The sequence below is a fragment of the Streptomyces sp. NPDC048506 genome (assembly GCF_040651315.1).
Classification (GTDB): Bacteria; Actinomycetota; Actinomycetes; order Streptomycetales; family Streptomycetaceae; genus Streptomyces.
Window position 1 is genome coordinate 162756 of sequence record NZ_JBEZIX010000009.1, and the last position, 14962, is coordinate 177717.

General features: G+C 71.4%; 15 protein-coding genes. 6 read left to right on the plus strand and 9 right to left on the minus strand.

Annotation, left to right across the window (positions count from 1 at the left end; all coding sequences use genetic code 11):
• Nucleotides 1-242: 242 nt before the first annotated feature.
• Nucleotides 243-725 (minus strand): CarD family transcriptional regulator, encoded by a 483-nt coding sequence (locus AB0C96_RS09895; protein WP_003953493.1) that lies wholly within the window; start codon nucleotides 723-725, stop codon nucleotides 243-245.
• 888 nt (nucleotides 726-1613) lie between these two features.
• Here AB0C96_RS09895 and AB0C96_RS09900 point away from each other — a divergent pair.
• Nucleotides 1614-2270: a DUF461 domain-containing protein gene (locus AB0C96_RS09900; RefSeq protein WP_362915522.1), complete on the plus strand. Its 657-nt coding sequence runs from the start codon at nucleotides 1614-1616 to the stop codon at nucleotides 2268-2270.
• A gap of 235 nt (nucleotides 2271-2505) precedes the next feature.
• Here AB0C96_RS09900 and AB0C96_RS09905 read toward each other — a convergent pair whose 3' ends face one another.
• On the minus strand, nucleotides 2506-3186 hold the full coding sequence (locus tag AB0C96_RS09905; RefSeq protein ID WP_030063828.1) for a response regulator transcription factor: 681 nt from the start codon (nucleotides 3184-3186) through the stop codon (nucleotides 2506-2508).
• Nucleotides 3183-4451: an ATP-binding protein gene (locus AB0C96_RS09910; protein ID WP_362915524.1), complete on the minus strand. Its 1269-nt coding sequence runs from the start codon at nucleotides 4449-4451 to the stop codon at nucleotides 3183-3185. The genes AB0C96_RS09905 and AB0C96_RS09910 overlap by 4 nt, the downstream gene beginning before the upstream one ends.
• A 475-nt stretch (nucleotides 4452-4926) precedes the next feature.
• Here AB0C96_RS09910 and phoU point away from each other — a divergent pair, with 475 nt between their 5' ends.
• On the plus strand, nucleotides 4927-5604 hold the full coding sequence (gene phoU, locus AB0C96_RS09915; RefSeq protein WP_362915526.1) for a phosphate signaling complex protein PhoU: 678 nt from the start codon (nucleotides 4927-4929) through the stop codon (nucleotides 5602-5604).
• A gap of 503 nt (nucleotides 5605-6107) precedes the next feature.
• Here the strand turns inward: phoU and AB0C96_RS09920 are convergent.
• On the minus strand, nucleotides 6108-6356 hold the full coding sequence (locus tag AB0C96_RS09920; RefSeq protein ID WP_362915528.1) for an SCO4226 family nickel-binding protein: 249 nt from the start codon (nucleotides 6354-6356) through the stop codon (nucleotides 6108-6110).
• A gap of 149 nt (nucleotides 6357-6505) precedes the next feature.
• Here AB0C96_RS09920 and AB0C96_RS09925 point away from each other — a divergent pair, with 149 nt between their 5' ends.
• Entirely contained in the window at nucleotides 6506-6952 is a 447-nt protein-coding gene (locus AB0C96_RS09925; protein WP_362915530.1) for a hypothetical protein, read from the plus strand.
• A 100-nt stretch (nucleotides 6953-7052) separates the two neighbouring features.
• On the opposite strand, the gene AB0C96_RS09930 is transcribed toward AB0C96_RS09925, so the two are convergent.
• The gene (locus tag AB0C96_RS09930) at nucleotides 7053-7319 is read right to left on the minus strand and encodes a hypothetical protein (RefSeq protein WP_362915532.1); all 267 of its coding nucleotides are present in this window, start codon (nucleotides 7317-7319) and stop codon (nucleotides 7053-7055) included.
• Nucleotides 7320-7651: 332 nt separating this feature from the next.
• Entirely contained in the window at nucleotides 7652-8413 is a 762-nt protein-coding gene (locus AB0C96_RS09935; protein WP_362915534.1) for a phosphoglyceromutase, read from the minus strand.
• A 314-nt stretch (nucleotides 8414-8727) separates the two neighbouring features.
• Between AB0C96_RS09935 and AB0C96_RS09940 the strand changes: the two genes are divergently transcribed.
• The 3 genes from AB0C96_RS09940 (at nucleotide 8728) to AB0C96_RS09950 (ending at nucleotide 11856) form a co-directional block, all read left to right on the plus strand.
• The gene (locus AB0C96_RS09940; protein ID WP_362915536.1) at nucleotides 8728-10113 is read left to right on the plus strand and encodes an MFS transporter; all 1386 of its coding nucleotides are present in this window, start codon (nucleotides 8728-8730) and stop codon (nucleotides 10111-10113) included.
• A 68-nt stretch (nucleotides 10114-10181) separates the two neighbouring features.
• Nucleotides 10182-11399, plus strand: a complete 1218-nt coding sequence (locus AB0C96_RS09945) for a helix-turn-helix domain-containing protein (RefSeq protein WP_362915538.1) — start codon at nucleotides 10182-10184, stop codon at nucleotides 11397-11399.
• A 124-nt stretch (nucleotides 11400-11523) separates the two neighbouring features.
• Nucleotides 11524-11856, plus strand: coding sequence for a hypothetical protein (locus AB0C96_RS09950; RefSeq protein WP_362915540.1), 333 nt, complete (start codon nucleotides 11524-11526; stop codon nucleotides 11854-11856).
• A gap of 91 nt (nucleotides 11857-11947) precedes the next feature.
• Here the strand turns inward: AB0C96_RS09950 and AB0C96_RS09955 are convergent, their stop codons facing one another.
• The 3 genes from AB0C96_RS09955 to mshA form a co-directional block, all read right to left on the minus strand.
• Complete coding sequence (locus AB0C96_RS09955) at nucleotides 11948-12898, minus strand: class I SAM-dependent methyltransferase (RefSeq protein WP_362915542.1); 951 nt, start codon at nucleotides 12896-12898, stop codon at nucleotides 11948-11950.
• A gap of 170 nt (nucleotides 12899-13068) precedes the next feature.
• Nucleotides 13069-13569, minus strand: coding sequence for a YbjN domain-containing protein (locus tag AB0C96_RS09960; RefSeq protein ID WP_362915544.1), 501 nt, complete (start codon nucleotides 13567-13569; stop codon nucleotides 13069-13071).
• The gene (gene mshA, locus AB0C96_RS09965) at nucleotides 13562-14932 is read right to left on the minus strand and encodes a D-inositol-3-phosphate glycosyltransferase (protein WP_362915546.1); all 1371 of its coding nucleotides are present in this window, start codon (nucleotides 14930-14932) and stop codon (nucleotides 13562-13564) included. The genes AB0C96_RS09960 and mshA overlap by 8 nt, the downstream gene beginning before the upstream one ends.
• Nucleotides 14933-14962 lie beyond the last annotated feature (30 nt).

Below are 14962 nucleotides of genomic sequence, written 5' to 3' on the forward strand. Positions count from 1 at the left end.
CATCGGTCGAGTCAGCTGCCCGGGCCGGGCCCGGCACGCGACAGTGAGCTGGCATCCACAATGAGCCGGCGTCCCGCCGATCCCGACAGATCGCCGCCTCACCAGCGGAGATGACCCCAGTAGGTATGTCGCAGCAGATATGCCGCAGCGCCCGGCAACAGACCCCTCCGCTTCGGAGACGGTCGTCACTCGGGCACCGCGGCATTACTACGTCGTCGCTGGTACGAGCAGCGGCGTCGTCGTCAGGACGCGAGGACCTCGTCGAGCAGGGCCTCGGCCTTGTCCTCGTTGGTGTTCTCCGCGAGGGCGAGTTCGCTCACCAGAATCTGGCGGGCCTTGGCGAGCATCCTCTTCTCACCGGCGGAGAGTCCGCGTTCGCGTTCGCGCCGCCACAGGTCGCGCACTACTTCGGCGACCTTGATCACATCGCCGGAAGCGAGCTTCTCCAGATTTGCCTTGTAGCGACGGGACCAGTTCGTCGGCTCTTCGGCATACGGTGCACGAAGCACCTCGAAGACCCGGTCCAGCCCGTCCTGACCAACCACGTCGCGTACGCCGACGAACTCCGCATTGTCCGCTGGCACACGAACAGTCAAGTCGCCCTGGGCGACCTTCAGCACCAAGTAGGTCTTGTCCACGCCTTTGATCTGGCGAGTTTCGATGGCCTCGATCAGCGCGGCCCCGTGATGGGGATAGACCACGGTGTCGCCAACCTTGAACGTCATGTGACAGGTACCCCTTCCGTGGCTATCCATGCTAACACGGGAACGAGCCGTTCTGAATGGCGTTTTCGCAGGTCAGGGCATATCTCGGGGCTTGACAACAGCAGCCGGAACGTGCTGCGAGGGCCCCCGGGACGCGGGTATTCGCAGGTCGGAGGGGCTTCACGGGCAAGCGGAAACACGACGGTCACACATCGGGAAGACCATGATCGATAGGCTGAACGTCCCGTTTTGCACGGATCCGCATGAGCGACTTCCGCTACTCCGTTCGGCTGCTCGCACGCCCCTCACGGCCGAATCCGGAATTGATCAACACCCGTCGACCGAAGAGTGTGATCAATTCCGCGAGGCCTTCACATTCCCTGCGAATACTTCTTTTCGACGGGGAATCGTGGCGGAAGAAACGGGCGGGTGCCACCCGAACGGTCGCTCCGTGAATATGCCGCCCGTTCCGACCGTGTTCCGGAAGCGTTCTTGAGGTCCGATCTCCGCCGCTTCTCCCCGCACCGCCTCCCCGTGCCGTCTCCCCACACGCCCTTCTCTCCGCGCCTTCCTTCTGCGCCCTCTTCCGGCGCCTTCTCGGGCTGTGGGGCAGCGGTGGGACGGCGGGGCACCGCGTACCGGGGTCGGCTCGAGGTCAGGGCCGTGCGGCCGGGGCCCGGGTCGCCCGGAAACCGTCCCTGGGCAGCGGTGACGGGCGCGTGATCGCCCTGGGGGCGGGTCGGGTGCGGCGGCGCGGGGACGGCTCGGTAACCTAGCGGCGCTGACACACCCTTAGGGCGGCTTTACGTGCGCATCCTCGTGACGCGCACGCGGCGCCGCCCCAGCCGTCCATCCGCGACCGGGCACGAACGTTCGGCCGCCGTAGCTCGTCAAGGAGATGCCGCCGCCGTGAGCCGCAGCCTTCGACGCGGCGTCCTCGCCGCCACCGTCCTTTCGCTCTCGATCGCCACGCTGTCCGCGTGCGGGGCCGGGAGCGACGCCCAGACGCTGCAGGTCAAGCCGGACAACGCCGCGACCTCCGTCGGCGACATCAAGATCCAGAACGCGTCCGTCATCACCCAGCCCGACCTGAACGCCAAGGGCCCCGCGGTGGTCACCGCGACGATCTTCAACAGCAGCACCAAGGACCAGCAGCTGACCGCGATCTCCGTCAACGGCACCGGCCAGTCGGCGAAGCTCTCGCCCGCCGGCGGTGGCTCGCGCCCGATCGTCGTGCCGGCCGGCGGCTCCGTCGTGATCGGTGGCGAGGGCAACGCCTCGGCGGTCCTGGCGAGCGGCCGGGAGGCCGTCCAGGACGGCAACCTCCAGCCGCTGACCTTCGACTTCAGCTCCACCGGCAAGGTGGCGCTGGGCGCCTTCGTCGTCCCCGCGAAGAGCTACTTCGAGGGCTACGGACCGTCGCAGGTCCCGCAGCCGTCCGGCTCGGCCACCCCGTCCGGCTCCGCCAAGCCCTCGGAGTCGGGCAAGCCGTCGGAGTCGGGCACCCCGTCCGGCTCGGCCACCCCGTCCACGAAGGCGTCGGAGTCGGCGCACGGCGGGCACTGAGCACCCGGTACACGCGTCAGGGGCGCCGGTCCGATCGGACGGGCGCCCCTGACGCGTACCACCGCCGCCCACCAGGGGCGGCACACTGCCGAGCTGCCGGACCGCCGCCGAGCCGTCTCCCGACCGGCCCACCGCACGGTCGACCGGCCGCCGGCGCGAGCGAGCGGCTGCTACGGCTCCATCGAACGGATCGGTCGGATCGGTCAGATCGAACGGATCAGACGGATCGGTCGGCTTACGGCTCGAACTTGTAGCCCAGGCCGCGGACCGTGACCAGGTAGCGCGGCGCTCCCGGGTCGGGCTCGATCTTGGCGCGCAGCCGCTTGACGTGCACGTCCAGGGTCTTGGTGTCTCCCACGTAGTCGGCTCCCCAGACCCGGTCGATGAGCTGCATACGGGTCAGCACCCGGCCGGCGTTGCGCAGCAGCATCTCCAGGAGGTCGAACTCCTTCAGGGGCAGATCGACCTTGCCGCCGGAGACCGTGACGACGTGGCGGTCCACGTCCATCCGCACCGGGCCCGCCTCCAGGGCCTGCGGCGCGACCTCCTCCGGCTCGCCGCGGCGGCGCAGCACCGCGCGGATCCGCGCGACCAGTTCGCGGGACGAGAAGGGCTTGGTGACGTAGTCGTCGGCTCCTATCTCCAGGCCGACGACCTTGTCGATCTCGCTGTCCTTGGCGGTCACCATGATGACCGGGACGTTGGAGCGGCCGCGCAACTGGCGGCAGACCTCCGTACCGGGCAGGCCCGGCAGCATCAGGTCCAGCAGGACGAGGTCGGCGCCGTTGCGCTCGAACTCGTCCAGACCGTCAGGGCCCGTTGCCGCGATGGCGACCTCGAAACCCTCCTTGCGGAGCATGTACGACAGCGCGTCGCTGAACGATTCCTCGTCCTCGACGACAAGCACTCGGGTCACGGAAGGACCTCCGGGGCTGGGTGAGCAGGGAGCGGATCGTTGAAGGTCTCGTACGGGCGGTCCTCATCGTCGAGGCCCTCCGCGGAGAGGTCGGCCGGTCGTTCGCGGTCGCGGACGGCTCCGGCTTCCGGGAGACGCAGGGTGAAGGTGGAGCCCTGTCCCTCAGCGCTCCACACCGTGACCTCCCCGCCGTGCGAGGCGGCCACGTGCTTGACGATGGCGAGGCCGAGGCCGGTCCCGCCGGTGGCGCGCGAACGCGCCGGGTCGACGCGGTAGAACCGCTCGAAGATGCGGTCCCGGTCCTTTTCGGATATCCCGATGCCCTGGTCCGTCACCGCGATCTCGATCAGGTCGCCGCCGGGGGCGGGGACCCGGCGTCCGGCGATCCCTACCCGGGTGCGGGCCGGGGAGTAGTTGACGGCGTTCTCGACGAGGTTGCCCAGGGCGGCGGCGAGCTGGCCGCGGTTGCCCCAGACACTCAGGTCGGCGGTGCCTCCGGCGGCCATGGTGATCTGCTTCGCGCCGGCCTGCTGGCGGCAGCGGTCCACCGCCTCGGCGACCAGCTCGTCGACCGGGACCGGCTCGGCGTCCTCCAGCGGGTCGTCGTTCTGGACCCGGGAGAGGTCGATCAGCTCCTGGACCAGGTTGGTCAGCCGGGTGGCCTCGTTCTGCATCCGGCCGGCGAAGCGGGTGACGGCCTCCGGGTCGTCGCTGGCGTCCATCACGGCCTCGGACAGCAGCGAGAGCGCGCCGACCGGCGTCTTGAGCTCATGGCTGACGTTGGCGACGAAGTCGCGGCGGACGGCTTCTATGCGGCGGGCCTCCGTGAGGTCCTCGACCAGCAGCAGGACCAGCCGGGAGCCGAGCGGGGCGACTCTGGCGGAGACCGCCAGCGCCTCGCCGCGGCCGGTGCCCCGGCGCGGAAGGTCCAGCTCGACCTGGCGTATCTCGCCGTCCCTGCGGGTGTCGCGGGCCATCTGCATCATCGGCTCGACGGCGAGCTTGCCGCCCCGGACCAGGCCGAGCGCGTACGCCGCCGAGCTGGCCTTGACCACGGCGTCGGCCTCGTCGAGGACCACGGCGGAGGAACGGAGCACGGAGAGCACGGTGTCCACACCGGGCGGCAGCACGGCGTCGGTGTGCAGCGACGTACGGGTGGGCTTGGCCTGGTCGCGCTCGCTCCAGCGGAACGCCAGCATGGCGAAGACGCCGGTACACAACCCGGCGATCGCTGCCACTGCGGCGACGGCCGCGTCCACGTTCATGACTCCAGAGTATGTGCCGGGTCGGACGCCGCCCCAGCCTCGCGAGCCGCTGCACGAGCAGCCGTCGCCCAGAGTTCACCGTGGCGTCCGTGGGGGTTCACTCCGGAGGCCGGCAGGGGGCGCGCGGCCGCCCGCCAGATGCCCCTTGGGAAACCGGCGGGGGCGCCCGGCCCGTGCGGGGCGTGGCCGGGTGAACCGGCCGGACGACCCCGGGGCCGTGACCACGTCGCCCAGAGTTCACCTTCGTGTCGGCACCGGTTCACCCCGGGTGGCACCGGAGGACGCGATTCGGCCGCATGGTGAGGGTGCGGGTGACGGATCGGTTCCTCTCGACGCCCCTCGGAGCGAGGATCTGCCGGCCGGGCCGCCGCCGGGGGCACGGACCGTGAGAGCGTGGGCACAGGTTTTCCTGGCACCCGCTCCACCTCCCCACCACCCCACTCCACACACCCACTCACGCGAGAGAAGGTCACAGATGCGGGACGCGTACCACGAGGAGCTGGATTCGATCGGCGAGGGCCTGGTCGAGATGGCCCGGCTCGTCGGCTCCGCGATCGGGCGCGCCACCACGGCGATCCTCGACGCGGACCTCAAGCTGGCCGAGCACGTCATCGCCGCCGACGAGAAGGTCGACGACCTCCAGCGCGACCTGGAGGCCCGGGCCATCGCCCTGCTGGCGCGGCAGCAGCCGGTCGCCACCGACCTGCGGATCGTCGTCACCTCGCTGCGGATGAGCGCCGACCTGGAGCGCTCGGGCGACCTGGCCCAGCACGTGGCCAAGCTGGCCCGGCTGCGCTTCCCGTCGACGGCCGTGCCGCGCGACCTGCACGCCACCATCCTGGAGATGGGGCAGCTGGCGCAGCGCCTGATGGCCAAGGCCGCCGAGGTCATCATCACCAAGGACGTCGATCTTGCGCTCCAGCTGGAGCAGGACGACGACGCGATGGACATGCTGCACCGCACCCTCTTCCAGCACCTGATGGACGACCGCTGGAAGCACGGCATCGAGACGGCGGTGGACGTGACCCTGCTGGGCCGCTACTACGAGCGCTTCGCGGACCACGCGGTCTCCGTCGCCAAGCGGGTCGTCTACCTGGTGACCGGCGAGCACGCCGACGAGATCGCCCCGCCGACGGCGGTCGAGGGCGCGTGACGGTGGTCGAGGGCCCGTGACGGCGGCCGAGGGCCCGTGACGGCGGACGCGCGCGAGGGGCGGGAGTCCGCACCTCGCGCGACCGTGCGCCGTTGACGTGTGCCTCCACGCGCCGTTGACGCGCCGTGGCGCCCTGGCTTGCAATGGGCAGCAAGTGACCCCTTGGGCACCCGGCGACCCCTAGGAGGCAGTGCATGGCACCCGTAGCGGACTCTCCCAACCCCGCGGCCAAGGACGACGTGACGGCCGTCGACCGCCCTCGGCTCCCCCTGCTCGGCGCCTGCGGCTGCGGCCCCGGCTGCAGCTGCGGCTGCCAGTCGGGCGGGCCGTGCCAGTGCGGTGGGAGCTGCTAGCGACGCCGGCGACCTACGGCACAGCGCCACCGCGGCCCCGGCCGGCAGTTCTGCCGGCCGGGGCCGCTGCCGTGTCGGGCCGTTGCCGTGTCGCGCCGCTGCCGTGTCGCGCCGAGCCGGGCCTGGCCTGGACTGCCGCCCCGACCGGCCTCACACGCTGATCGTCAGCGGATGGATCTCGTCGGCCCGGTGGCCGGCGCGCTCGTGGATGCGCTGGACGGCCCCCGCCGAGGGCGCCTCCGACAGACAGAACACATCGCCCGACTCGGTGTCGGCCCAGGCGTGTTCGAAGGTCACGCCCTCCTCGCTCTGGATGGCGAGGTCGGCCTGGTGCGCCGCGTTGAGCTCCTCGGCCGTGAGGTCCTTCATTCCGTGATGGATATCCATGAACTTGGGCATCTCTCTCATCCTTCCCATTACGGATGAACACCGCCCTCCCCCCACCGCTTCCCCCTCCCCCTTCCATGCTGCCCCCGCGCGGCCAGGTCCTCGCCCCAACGGCTCGCCACCGGTTGCGGCACCGCCCAGCACCCGGCGAGATGGGACACATGCAGCCGAGTCAGCCCACACCGGCCACACCGGAGAGCCGTCCCGTACCGCCCGCCGAGCGATCCCACTGGGTGGCGTTCGCCGGGATCCTGCTGATGTTGAGCGGGCTGTTCGACATCATCAACGGCTTCGTCGCCCTGCTCGACCACGGGTACTACTCCACGACCGCCAACCACGGCAACCGCCTGCTGGTCTTCGACTTCGCCTTCTGGGGCTGGGTATGGATCGTCATCGGCATCGCGCAGATCCTGGCGAGCCTGGGCGTCTTCCTGGGGGCGCGGGCCGCGCGGATCACCGGCATCGTGCTGGCCTCCGTCTGCCTGGTCGGCCAGCTGATGTTCCTGTCGACCTTCCCGTACTGGTCGATCATCGTCATGGCCATGTCCCTGCTCGTCATCTACGGGCTGGTAGCCGTCCCCCGCCACGTACCGGGCGAGCGCGTCTGACCCACGACCACCGCGACGGGACTCAGGGACGGCCCGGCGCCCGCCGTCGGCCACCGGCGTCACGCCCCTCCGCGGCCACCGGCGTCACGAGCCACCGGTGTCACGCCCCTTCGCGTCGAAACACGCGTCGGGCGCCGCGCAGGCAGAGGAGGAACACCGCCCGGACGACCATGAAGATCGTGGTGAGGGCGAGCACATGAGCAACCGTGTCGGAGATCGCGGCCCAGGAGTCGGGTACGTCGAGGAGGCGCGAGAGCTCTCCGATCGCCACGACCAGCCCGAACATGAACGGCAGCCACTGCCAGTGCGTCCGTGAGCGCCACCGCACCTCGGTCTGCCGCCCGCGTCGCCGTCGACGCGTCGCCACGCTCAGCACGACACTGAGGACCATCAACGAAGCGGGAACCCAGAGATCCCCCCAGTGAACGGTGAGCGGCACGGTTCCTCCCCCTTTGCGGCCCTGGCGTGCGCTTTGCGGCTCCGACCTCCGCTTTACGCCTCTGACGTGCGCAGATGCGCGGGGAGCCTACCGTGGGGCCACCGGAACGACCCGGGGCGGGGGCCGCCAGGGCACTCGACGGCCCGAAGATGCCCCCCCAGAGCACGACAAACCCCCCACCGGCGGAAAACCGCAGGTAGGGGGCTTGATCGAGTGGGCTTGATCGGGTGGCTTGATCAAGCGGACTTGATCAGTCGGGCCTACTTCTTCTTGCCCTGGTTCTTCACTGCCTCGATGGCGGCCTTGGCGGCCTCCGGGTCGAGGTAGGCGCCGCCGGGGGTGACCGGGCGGAAGTCGGCGTCCAGCTCGTAGGCGAGCGGGATGCCGGTGGGGATGTTCAGGCCGGCGATGTCCGCGTCGGAGATGCCGTCGAGGTGCTTGACCAGGGCGCGCAGGCTGTTGCCGTGGGCGGCGACCAGGACCGTGCGGCCGGCGATGAGGTCCGGCACGATGCCGTCGTACCAGTACGGCAGCATGCGCACGACGACGTCCTTGAGGCACTCGGTGCGCGGACGCAGCTCGCTGGGGATGTCGGCGTAGCGCGGGTCGTCGCTCTGCGAGAACTCGGTGCCGTCCTCAAGCGCGGGCGGCGGGGTGTCGTACGAGCGGCGCCAGAGCATGAACTGCTCCTCGCCGAACTCGGCCAGGGTCTGCGCCTTGTCCTTGCCCTGAAGCGCACCGTAGTGGCGCTCGTTCAGCCGCCAGCTGCGGTGGACCGGGATCCAGTGGCGGTCGGCGGCCTCCAGCGCGAGCTGCGCGGTGCGGATGGCGCGCTTCTGGAGGGAGGTGTGCACTACGTCGGGGAGCAGGCCGGCATCCTTGAGCAGCTCTCCGCCGCGGACCGCCTCCTTCTCGCCCTTCTCGTTGAGGTTGACGTCCACCCAGCCGGTGAACAGGTTCTTCGCGTTCCACTCGCTCTCGCCGTGGCGGAGGAGGATCAGCTTGTACGGTGCGTCGGCCATGGCGTCGAGCGTAATCCAATTCCGGAAACGGCCTTGCGCGGGTCCGCGACCTGGGATTCTCCGTGATCTTTGACGCTTCCCGTCAATTGAGTGGCGCCTGAAGCCGACCCACCAGTAGGTTGCGAACTGCGCCTGCACCACTTACACGACCACGCGCCGCGACGCACCACCCGCACGCCCGCCCGCACGCCCACGCACCCGCACACCACGCGCCGCGACGCGACGCACCACCCACCCACCCGCACACCACGCACCACCGACACACCGCACACCACCGGTCGCCGCACGGGCACCGCCGCCACGGGGGAACTGTCATGTCCGCATCCACATCCGCCCACGCCCTCGCCCGCCTCAGACGCGCCGCCACGGAGAGCGTCTCCGGACTCCCCCGACAGTTCTGGTGGCTGTGGACCAGCACCCTGATCAACCGGCTGGGCGCCTTCGTGGCGACCTTCCTGGCGCTCTACCTGACCGTCGACCGCGGCTACTCCGCCTCCTACGCCGGTCTGGTCGGCGCGCTCTACGGGCTCGGCGGGGTGGTCTCGTCCATCGGCGCCGGGGTGCTCACCGACCGGCTCGGGCGGCGGCCCACGATGCTGATCGCGCAACTGTCGACGGCGGCGTCCGTGGCGCTGCTGGGCTTCATGACCGACCCGGTCGCCATCGCGGCGGTGGCGGGCGTGGTCGGCATGGCGACGAACGCCTCCCGCCCCGCCGTCCAGGCGATGATGGCCGACATCGTCGCCCCCGAGGACCGGGTCCGCGCCTACTCCCTCAACTACTGGGCGATCAACCTCGGCTTCGCCATCTCCTCCACCGCCGCCGGACTCATCGCCGAACACGGCTATCTGGCCCTCTTCCTGGGCGAGGCGACGCTCGTGCTGGCCTGCGCGCTGGTCGTCTTCTTCAAGCTTCCGGAGTCCCGCCCCGACGCGGCCCCGGCGGCGGACGGGGAGGGCGGCGCCGCCCCCGCCCCCGCCGCCGTGTCGATGCTGACCGTCCTCCGCGACGGCCGCTTCATGACCGTCGTGGCCCTCAACCTGCTGCTCGCCCTGCTCTTCCAGCAGGCCTACGTATCCATGCCGGTGTCGATGGGTCAGAACGGCTTCTCCAGCGCCGACTTCGGCACCGTGATCGCGGTCAACGGCGTCCTCATCGTCGTCCTCCAGATCCCGGTCACCCGCTTCATCGAGCACCGCAGCCCCGCGATGCTGCTCGTCGGCTCGTCCCTGCTCGCCGGCTACGGCTTCGGGCTGACCGCGCTGGCCGGTTCGGTCGCCATGTACGCCGTCGCCGTCGCCGTCTGGACCCTCGGCGAGATCATCAACTCCCCCACCCAGATGGGCCTGGTCGTCCGCCTCTCCCCGCTCCACGGACGCGGCCGCTACCAGGGCATGTACTCCCTCTCGTGGTCCATCGCCTCCCTCACCGCCCCGCTCCTCGGCGGCACGGTCATCGACCGCTTCGGCGCGGACACGCTGTGGGCGGGCTGTGCGGCGGTGGGAACGGTCGCCGCGCTGGGCTACGGGTTGCTGCTGCGGAGGCTGCCGGGGCGGACGGAGGGGGCGGACGCGGCGGGGGCGAACCCCACACCTGCCGCCTCGTCCGCCACGGCCCCGTCCCCGGCGGCCGCCGACGCTGCGCCCGCCCCCTCCGGCGCGCCCGCTTCCGCCCCTTCGTCGGGCGAACCGATGGCGTGACGGGTGGCGCGCGACTCGCCGTCGGACGGGCGTAGCGTGGTCGATACGTCCTTCTCGCGGGGGTGGCCATGGAGTTGTTCCACGAGGAACCCGGCATCGGTGAGCGCATCGCCCGGCTGCGCGCGCGCCGGAGACTGACGCAGGAGGGCCTCGCCGAGCAGGCGGGCCTGTGCGTCGATGTCGTCCACAAGCTCGAACAAGGCGTACGTCAGACGGCCCGTTTGTCGACGCTCAACGCGCTGGCCCGGGCCTTGGACGTGGAGCCGTCCGCGCTGGTCGGGCAGCCCGCCACCTTCGAGGTACGCAGTGCGGGCGAGCAGCCGTCCGTGCTGGCCTTGCGCCAGGCCGTCTCGCCGGTGTCCGATCTGCTGGGCGACGAACCGGACCCCGAGGAGCCACCGGGCATCGCGGCGCTCCAGGCTTCCCTGCGTTCCACGGAACGCATCCGGCGCGATGGGCGGATGGCGGAAATCGGCGCACTGCTACCGCAGTTGATCAGGGATGCGAAGGCGACAGCCCGCGCGTCCTCGGGGAGCGAGGCGGCCGCGGCCCACTCGGTCCTGGCCGAGGCGTACCAGGTCGCGGCGACGACGCTGACCGCGCTGGGCAAGGAGGACGCCGCGTTCACCGCCCTCGAACGCGCCATGGACGCGGCGGTCAAGGGCGACGACCCGCACCTGGAGACCGTCGGCTTCTCCAGCCTCGCCTGGGTACTCACCAAGCAGGGCCGGCTGGCCGACGCCGAACGCGTCGCGCTCCATGCCGCCGAGCGGATCGAGCCCGGATTCCGATCGCGACCGATCGAACTCTCGCTGTGGGGCGTCCTGTTGCTGCGTGCGGCAACGGCCGCGGTCCGGCTGGAGCGGAAGGACACCGTGCGGGAGCTGCTGTCGATGGCGAGCGCAGCCGCAGCCCGCATCGGAACCGACCGCCTCGACTACGCGACGCCGTTCGGCCCGACCAACGTGGGCGTGGCCAAGGTCAACTTCCTGGTGGAGATGGCGGAGAGCGCCGAGGCCCTGCGCACCGTACGCACCGTGCCCGAGCTGCACACGCTGCCCCCGACCTGGCGCGCACGGTTCCATGTGGACCGCGCGCTGGCCTTCGCCGACCTCCACAAGGACGACGGCGCAGTGCAGGCACTGCTCACCGCCGAGCGGACCGCGCCGGAGTGGATGCGCTACCACTCCACCAGCCGTCGTCTCGTGGCCGACCTCCGCAACCGCGAACGGCGGCGGACGTCCCCGCTCACGGAACTGGCCGACCGACTGGACCTCGACGGGTAGGACGTGGCGTCCCAGCTCCCGGGAAAAGTCGCACGGGGCGTCACTGTCGTGGGCGCCGAGGCCTGCCTAGCGTTGCCCACACCGTCGAAGAGAGCGACGGCCCCAGCGACACGAGGCAGGCCCCATGACGACGCACCCCACCCCCCGGCTCCTCCCCTGGACCGGACCCGACGGCAGGCCCTGCTACTTACTCACCGACCGCGCCGGAGGCCGCCTCTCCCGGTACGCCGATGACGTCGAGGCGCTACAGCTCAGCATGGCCGTGGGACTGCTGGAGCATGCGGCGGAGCTGATCGACGACCAGGAGGCGGACGCGCGGCAACTGCGTTTCCTGTCCGTGCAGTTGCGCGCGGCGCTGCGGGACGCGGTGCGGGTTGCGGAGAGCCGGGGGGATCGGCTGGAGGAGCTGCTGGCGAAACAGCCGGCGGCCCCGGGGGTGTCATCGGCGCAGCGGTAGCGCTCGCCGCGCCTCACGGGGGCTGCGCGGGAGGGGCGCGGGAGGGGCGCGTTGGGCCGGTGACCCGTCGGGCACCCCTCATGTGCGGGACTCAGGCCGCCGTCCCGAAGTGCACCGTCTTCGCCGTCAGCAGGAACAGGTCCGGTCGGCGGTCGACGCACGCCGGGTCCGCCGGGTCGAGGAGCCGGTCCAGGGTCACCAGGTCCTCCGGGTCCAGGAGTTCGGCGAGCACCTCGCGGTAGCGCTCCAGGGACCGGCGCGCAAACAGCCGTTGCGGCGTCTGCGGGCCCTCGGGCAGCGGAGCGGGGTGCTCGACGAGGAAGGTCCTGCTGTGGGCGTCGGTGAGCCCCGCGGTGCGCAGCATGCCGGGCCAGTCCTCGACCACCGCCACCGTGCCGGGCAGTTCGGCCCGCATACGGGTGAAGCGGTCCGCGAGCGCCGCATCGAGCCGTTCCTGTAGCCCGGGACGCCCGAAGCCGAGATCGCGCGGGAACCAGCGGGGCGGGAGGCCGCCTTCGACGATGGCCAGGACACCGCCGGGGTTGAGCAGTGCGGCCAGCCGGTTCAGCGCGTCCTGCTGGTCGCCCACGTGGTGGACGACCTGACCCGACCACACCAGGTCCGCGGGGCCCAGGTCGGCCAGCCCCGCCGGGAACTCGGCCGCCTGCGTGCGCAGCCGGACGCCGAGGCGGGCGGCCCGCTGCTCGGCGCGGGCCAGCAGCTCCGGTGTGCCGTCCACGGCGGTGACCTCGGCCTGCGGGAACACCCCCGCCAGCCGGCAGGCGGCGACGCCCGGGCCGCTGCCGATGTCCAGGATCCGGCGTGGGGTGAGGTGCTTCAGCTCCTCGAAGGCCCCTCGGACGTAGGGGCTGTGGAGCTCGCCTTCGAGTTCCAGCAGATCGGCCATCGCGGCCCAGTCGAAGTGGTCGTCGGGGCCGGAGCTGTGGGTGTGGGTGTGGGTGTGGCGGGGCGACGCGTGGTGGTCGGTCGTCGCGTTGCCGCCGGTCGTCGCGTTGTCGTGGGTCGCCGGGTTGTCGGCCATCGCATCTGCTCCCTCAGCTCGGGTCTGCTGCCGTTGGCGCGACCATGCGCCCGGGCGGAGGGGGCGGGCAAACAATGTTGCCGGCTCGGCAAACCGGCTCGGCGCATCGGGTCAGCGAAACGGCTCGGCGCATCGGCTCGGCACATCCGGCGCCATGGAACGGGCCGCGGCTACGCCTCCGTGCCGCTCCCCCGCGTCAGGTGCGCGAACGCCTCCAGGTTGCGGGTGGACTCACCGCGGGAGACGCGCCAGGCGTACTCCTTGCGGATGGCGGTGGCGAAGCCCATTTCGAGGAGGGTGTTGAAGCTGCCGTCGGCGTTCTCCAGGACGGTGCCGAGGATGCGGTCGAGTTCGTCGGGGGTGACGGCGGCGAGCGGGAGCTTGCCCACCAGGTAGATGTCGCCGAGCTTGTCGATGGCGTAACTGACGCCGTAGAGGCGGGTGTTGCGCTCCAGCAGCCAGCGGTGCACGGCGTCGTGGTTCTCGTCGGGATGGCGGATGACGAAGGCGTTGATGGAGAGGGAGTGCTTGCCGACGAGGAGCGAGCAGGTGGTGGCGAGCTTGCGCGTGCCGGGGAGGGTGACGACGTAGCAGCCGTCGGAGGGGGATTCCCAGGTCACCCCGGCGTCGGTCAGCGCCGTCTCGATCACCTGTCGTGCGTCGTCAGCCATGGAGGGATCGTAGGTGACGCCGCCGTTCCTGCATCGCCGCGGTGTACACGTCGCCGGTCGCCGCCGCCGCGGTGTCCCAGCCGAAGGACTGGGCGTGGCGGGCGGCTTCGGTCCCCATACGGGTCGACAGGGCCGGGTCGACGACGAAGCGGTGCAGGGCGCGGGCGTAGTCGGCGGGGTCGTGGCCGGCGACGAGGAAACCGCTGACGCCGTCGCGCACCGCCACCGGCAGACCGCCGACCGCCGCCGCGACGACGGGGGTGCCGCAGGCCTGGGCCTCGATGGCGACCAGGCCGAAGGACTCGCTGTAGGAGGGCATGACCAGCACGGAGGCGGCGCGGTACCAGTCGGCGAGCTGCTCCTGGCCGACCGGCGGACGGAACTGCACCAGATCGGCGATGCCGAGCCGGGCGGCCAGCTTCTGTAGGCCCTCGGGCTTGGCCAGGCCGCTGCCGCTGGGCCCGCCGACGACGGGAACGACGAGGCGGGAGCGGAGCGAGGGGTCCTCGGCCAGCAGGGCGGCGGCCGCGCGCAGCAGGATGTCCGGGGCCTTGAGCGGCTGTATTCGGCCGGCGAAGAGCGGGATGACCGCGTCCTGGGGCAGGCCGAGGCGGGCGCGGGCGGCGGCCCGGCTCTCGGCGACCTCGCCGCCGGTGGGCCGGAACCGGTCGAGGTTGACGCCGGGGTGGACGACCGCGACCTGGCCGGGGTCGGCCTCGTAGTGGCGGACCAGTTCGTCGGCCTCCTCGGCGGTGTTGGCTATCAGGCGGTCCGCGGCCCGGACGACCTGGGTCTCGCCGATCACCCGGGCGGCCGGCTCGGGGGTGTCGCCGACGGCCAGCGCCGCGTTCTTGACCTTGGCCATGGTGTGCATGGCGTGCACCAGCGGGACGCCCCACCGCTCGGCGGCCAGCCAGCCGACGTGCCCGGAGAGCCAGTAGTGGGAGTGGACCAGGTCGTAGTAGCCGGGGCGGTGCCCGGCCCAGGCCTGCATCACGCCGTGCGTGAAGGCGCACAACTGGGCCGGCAGCTCCTCCTTGGCGAGGCCCTCGTACGGGCCGGCGTCCACGTGCCGTACCAGGACACCGGGGGCGAGCTCGACGGCGGGCGGGAGGGTGCCCGTCGTGGCGCGGGTGAAGATCTCCACCTCGATGTTGATCGAGGCGAGCTTCTTGGCGAGCTCGACGATGTAGACGTTCATGCCGCCGGCGTCGCCCTTACCGGGCTGGTGCAGCGGGGAGGTGTGCACGCTCAGCATCGCCACCCGGCGCGGGCGGCGCGGCACGCCGGGCAGGCGCAGCCGGGACTGGCCGGGGAACTGACCATGGGGACGGCTGCGGAGCCGGGACACGTATTGGCTCACGTCGAGCTACCTCCTAGGCGAGGCGGGCGG

Excerpts from the sequence above, each read along its gene's own strand:
- AB0C96_RS09960 (WP_362915544.1), bottom strand. The coding sequence starts at position 13,569 with ATGGCTGACGACGCACGACAGGTGATCGAGACGGCGCTGACCGACGCC.
- AB0C96_RS09925 (WP_362915530.1), top strand. The coding sequence starts at position 6,506 with ATGCAGCCGAGTCAGCCCACACCGGCCACACCGGAGAGCCGTCCCGTA.
- AB0C96_RS09955 (WP_362915542.1), bottom strand. The coding sequence starts at position 12,898 with ATGGCCGACAACCCGGCGACCCACGACAACGCGACGACCGGCGGCAAC.
- AB0C96_RS09940 (WP_362915536.1), top strand. The coding sequence starts at position 8,728 with ATGTCCGCATCCACATCCGCCCACGCCCTCGCCCGCCTCAGACGCGCC.
- AB0C96_RS09945 (WP_362915538.1), top strand. The coding sequence starts at position 10,182 with ATGGAGTTGTTCCACGAGGAACCCGGCATCGGTGAGCGCATCGCCCGG.
- AB0C96_RS09920 (WP_362915528.1), bottom strand. The coding sequence starts at position 6,356 with ATGCCCAAGTTCATGGATATCCATCACGGAATGAAGGACCTCACGGCC.
- phoU (WP_362915526.1), top strand. The coding sequence starts at position 4,927 with ATGCGGGACGCGTACCACGAGGAGCTGGATTCGATCGGCGAGGGCCTG.
- AB0C96_RS09935 (WP_362915534.1), bottom strand. The coding sequence starts at position 8,413 with ATGGCCGACGCACCGTACAAGCTGATCCTCCTCCGCCACGGCGAGAGC.
- AB0C96_RS09950 (WP_362915540.1), top strand. The coding sequence starts at position 11,524 with ATGACGACGCACCCCACCCCCCGGCTCCTCCCCTGGACCGGACCCGAC.
- AB0C96_RS09895 (WP_003953493.1), bottom strand. The coding sequence starts at position 725 with ATGACGTTCAAGGTTGGCGACACCGTGGTCTATCCCCATCACGGGGCC.
- AB0C96_RS09910 (WP_362915524.1), bottom strand. The coding sequence starts at position 4,451 with ATGAACGTGGACGCGGCCGTCGCCGCAGTGGCAGCGATCGCCGGGTTG.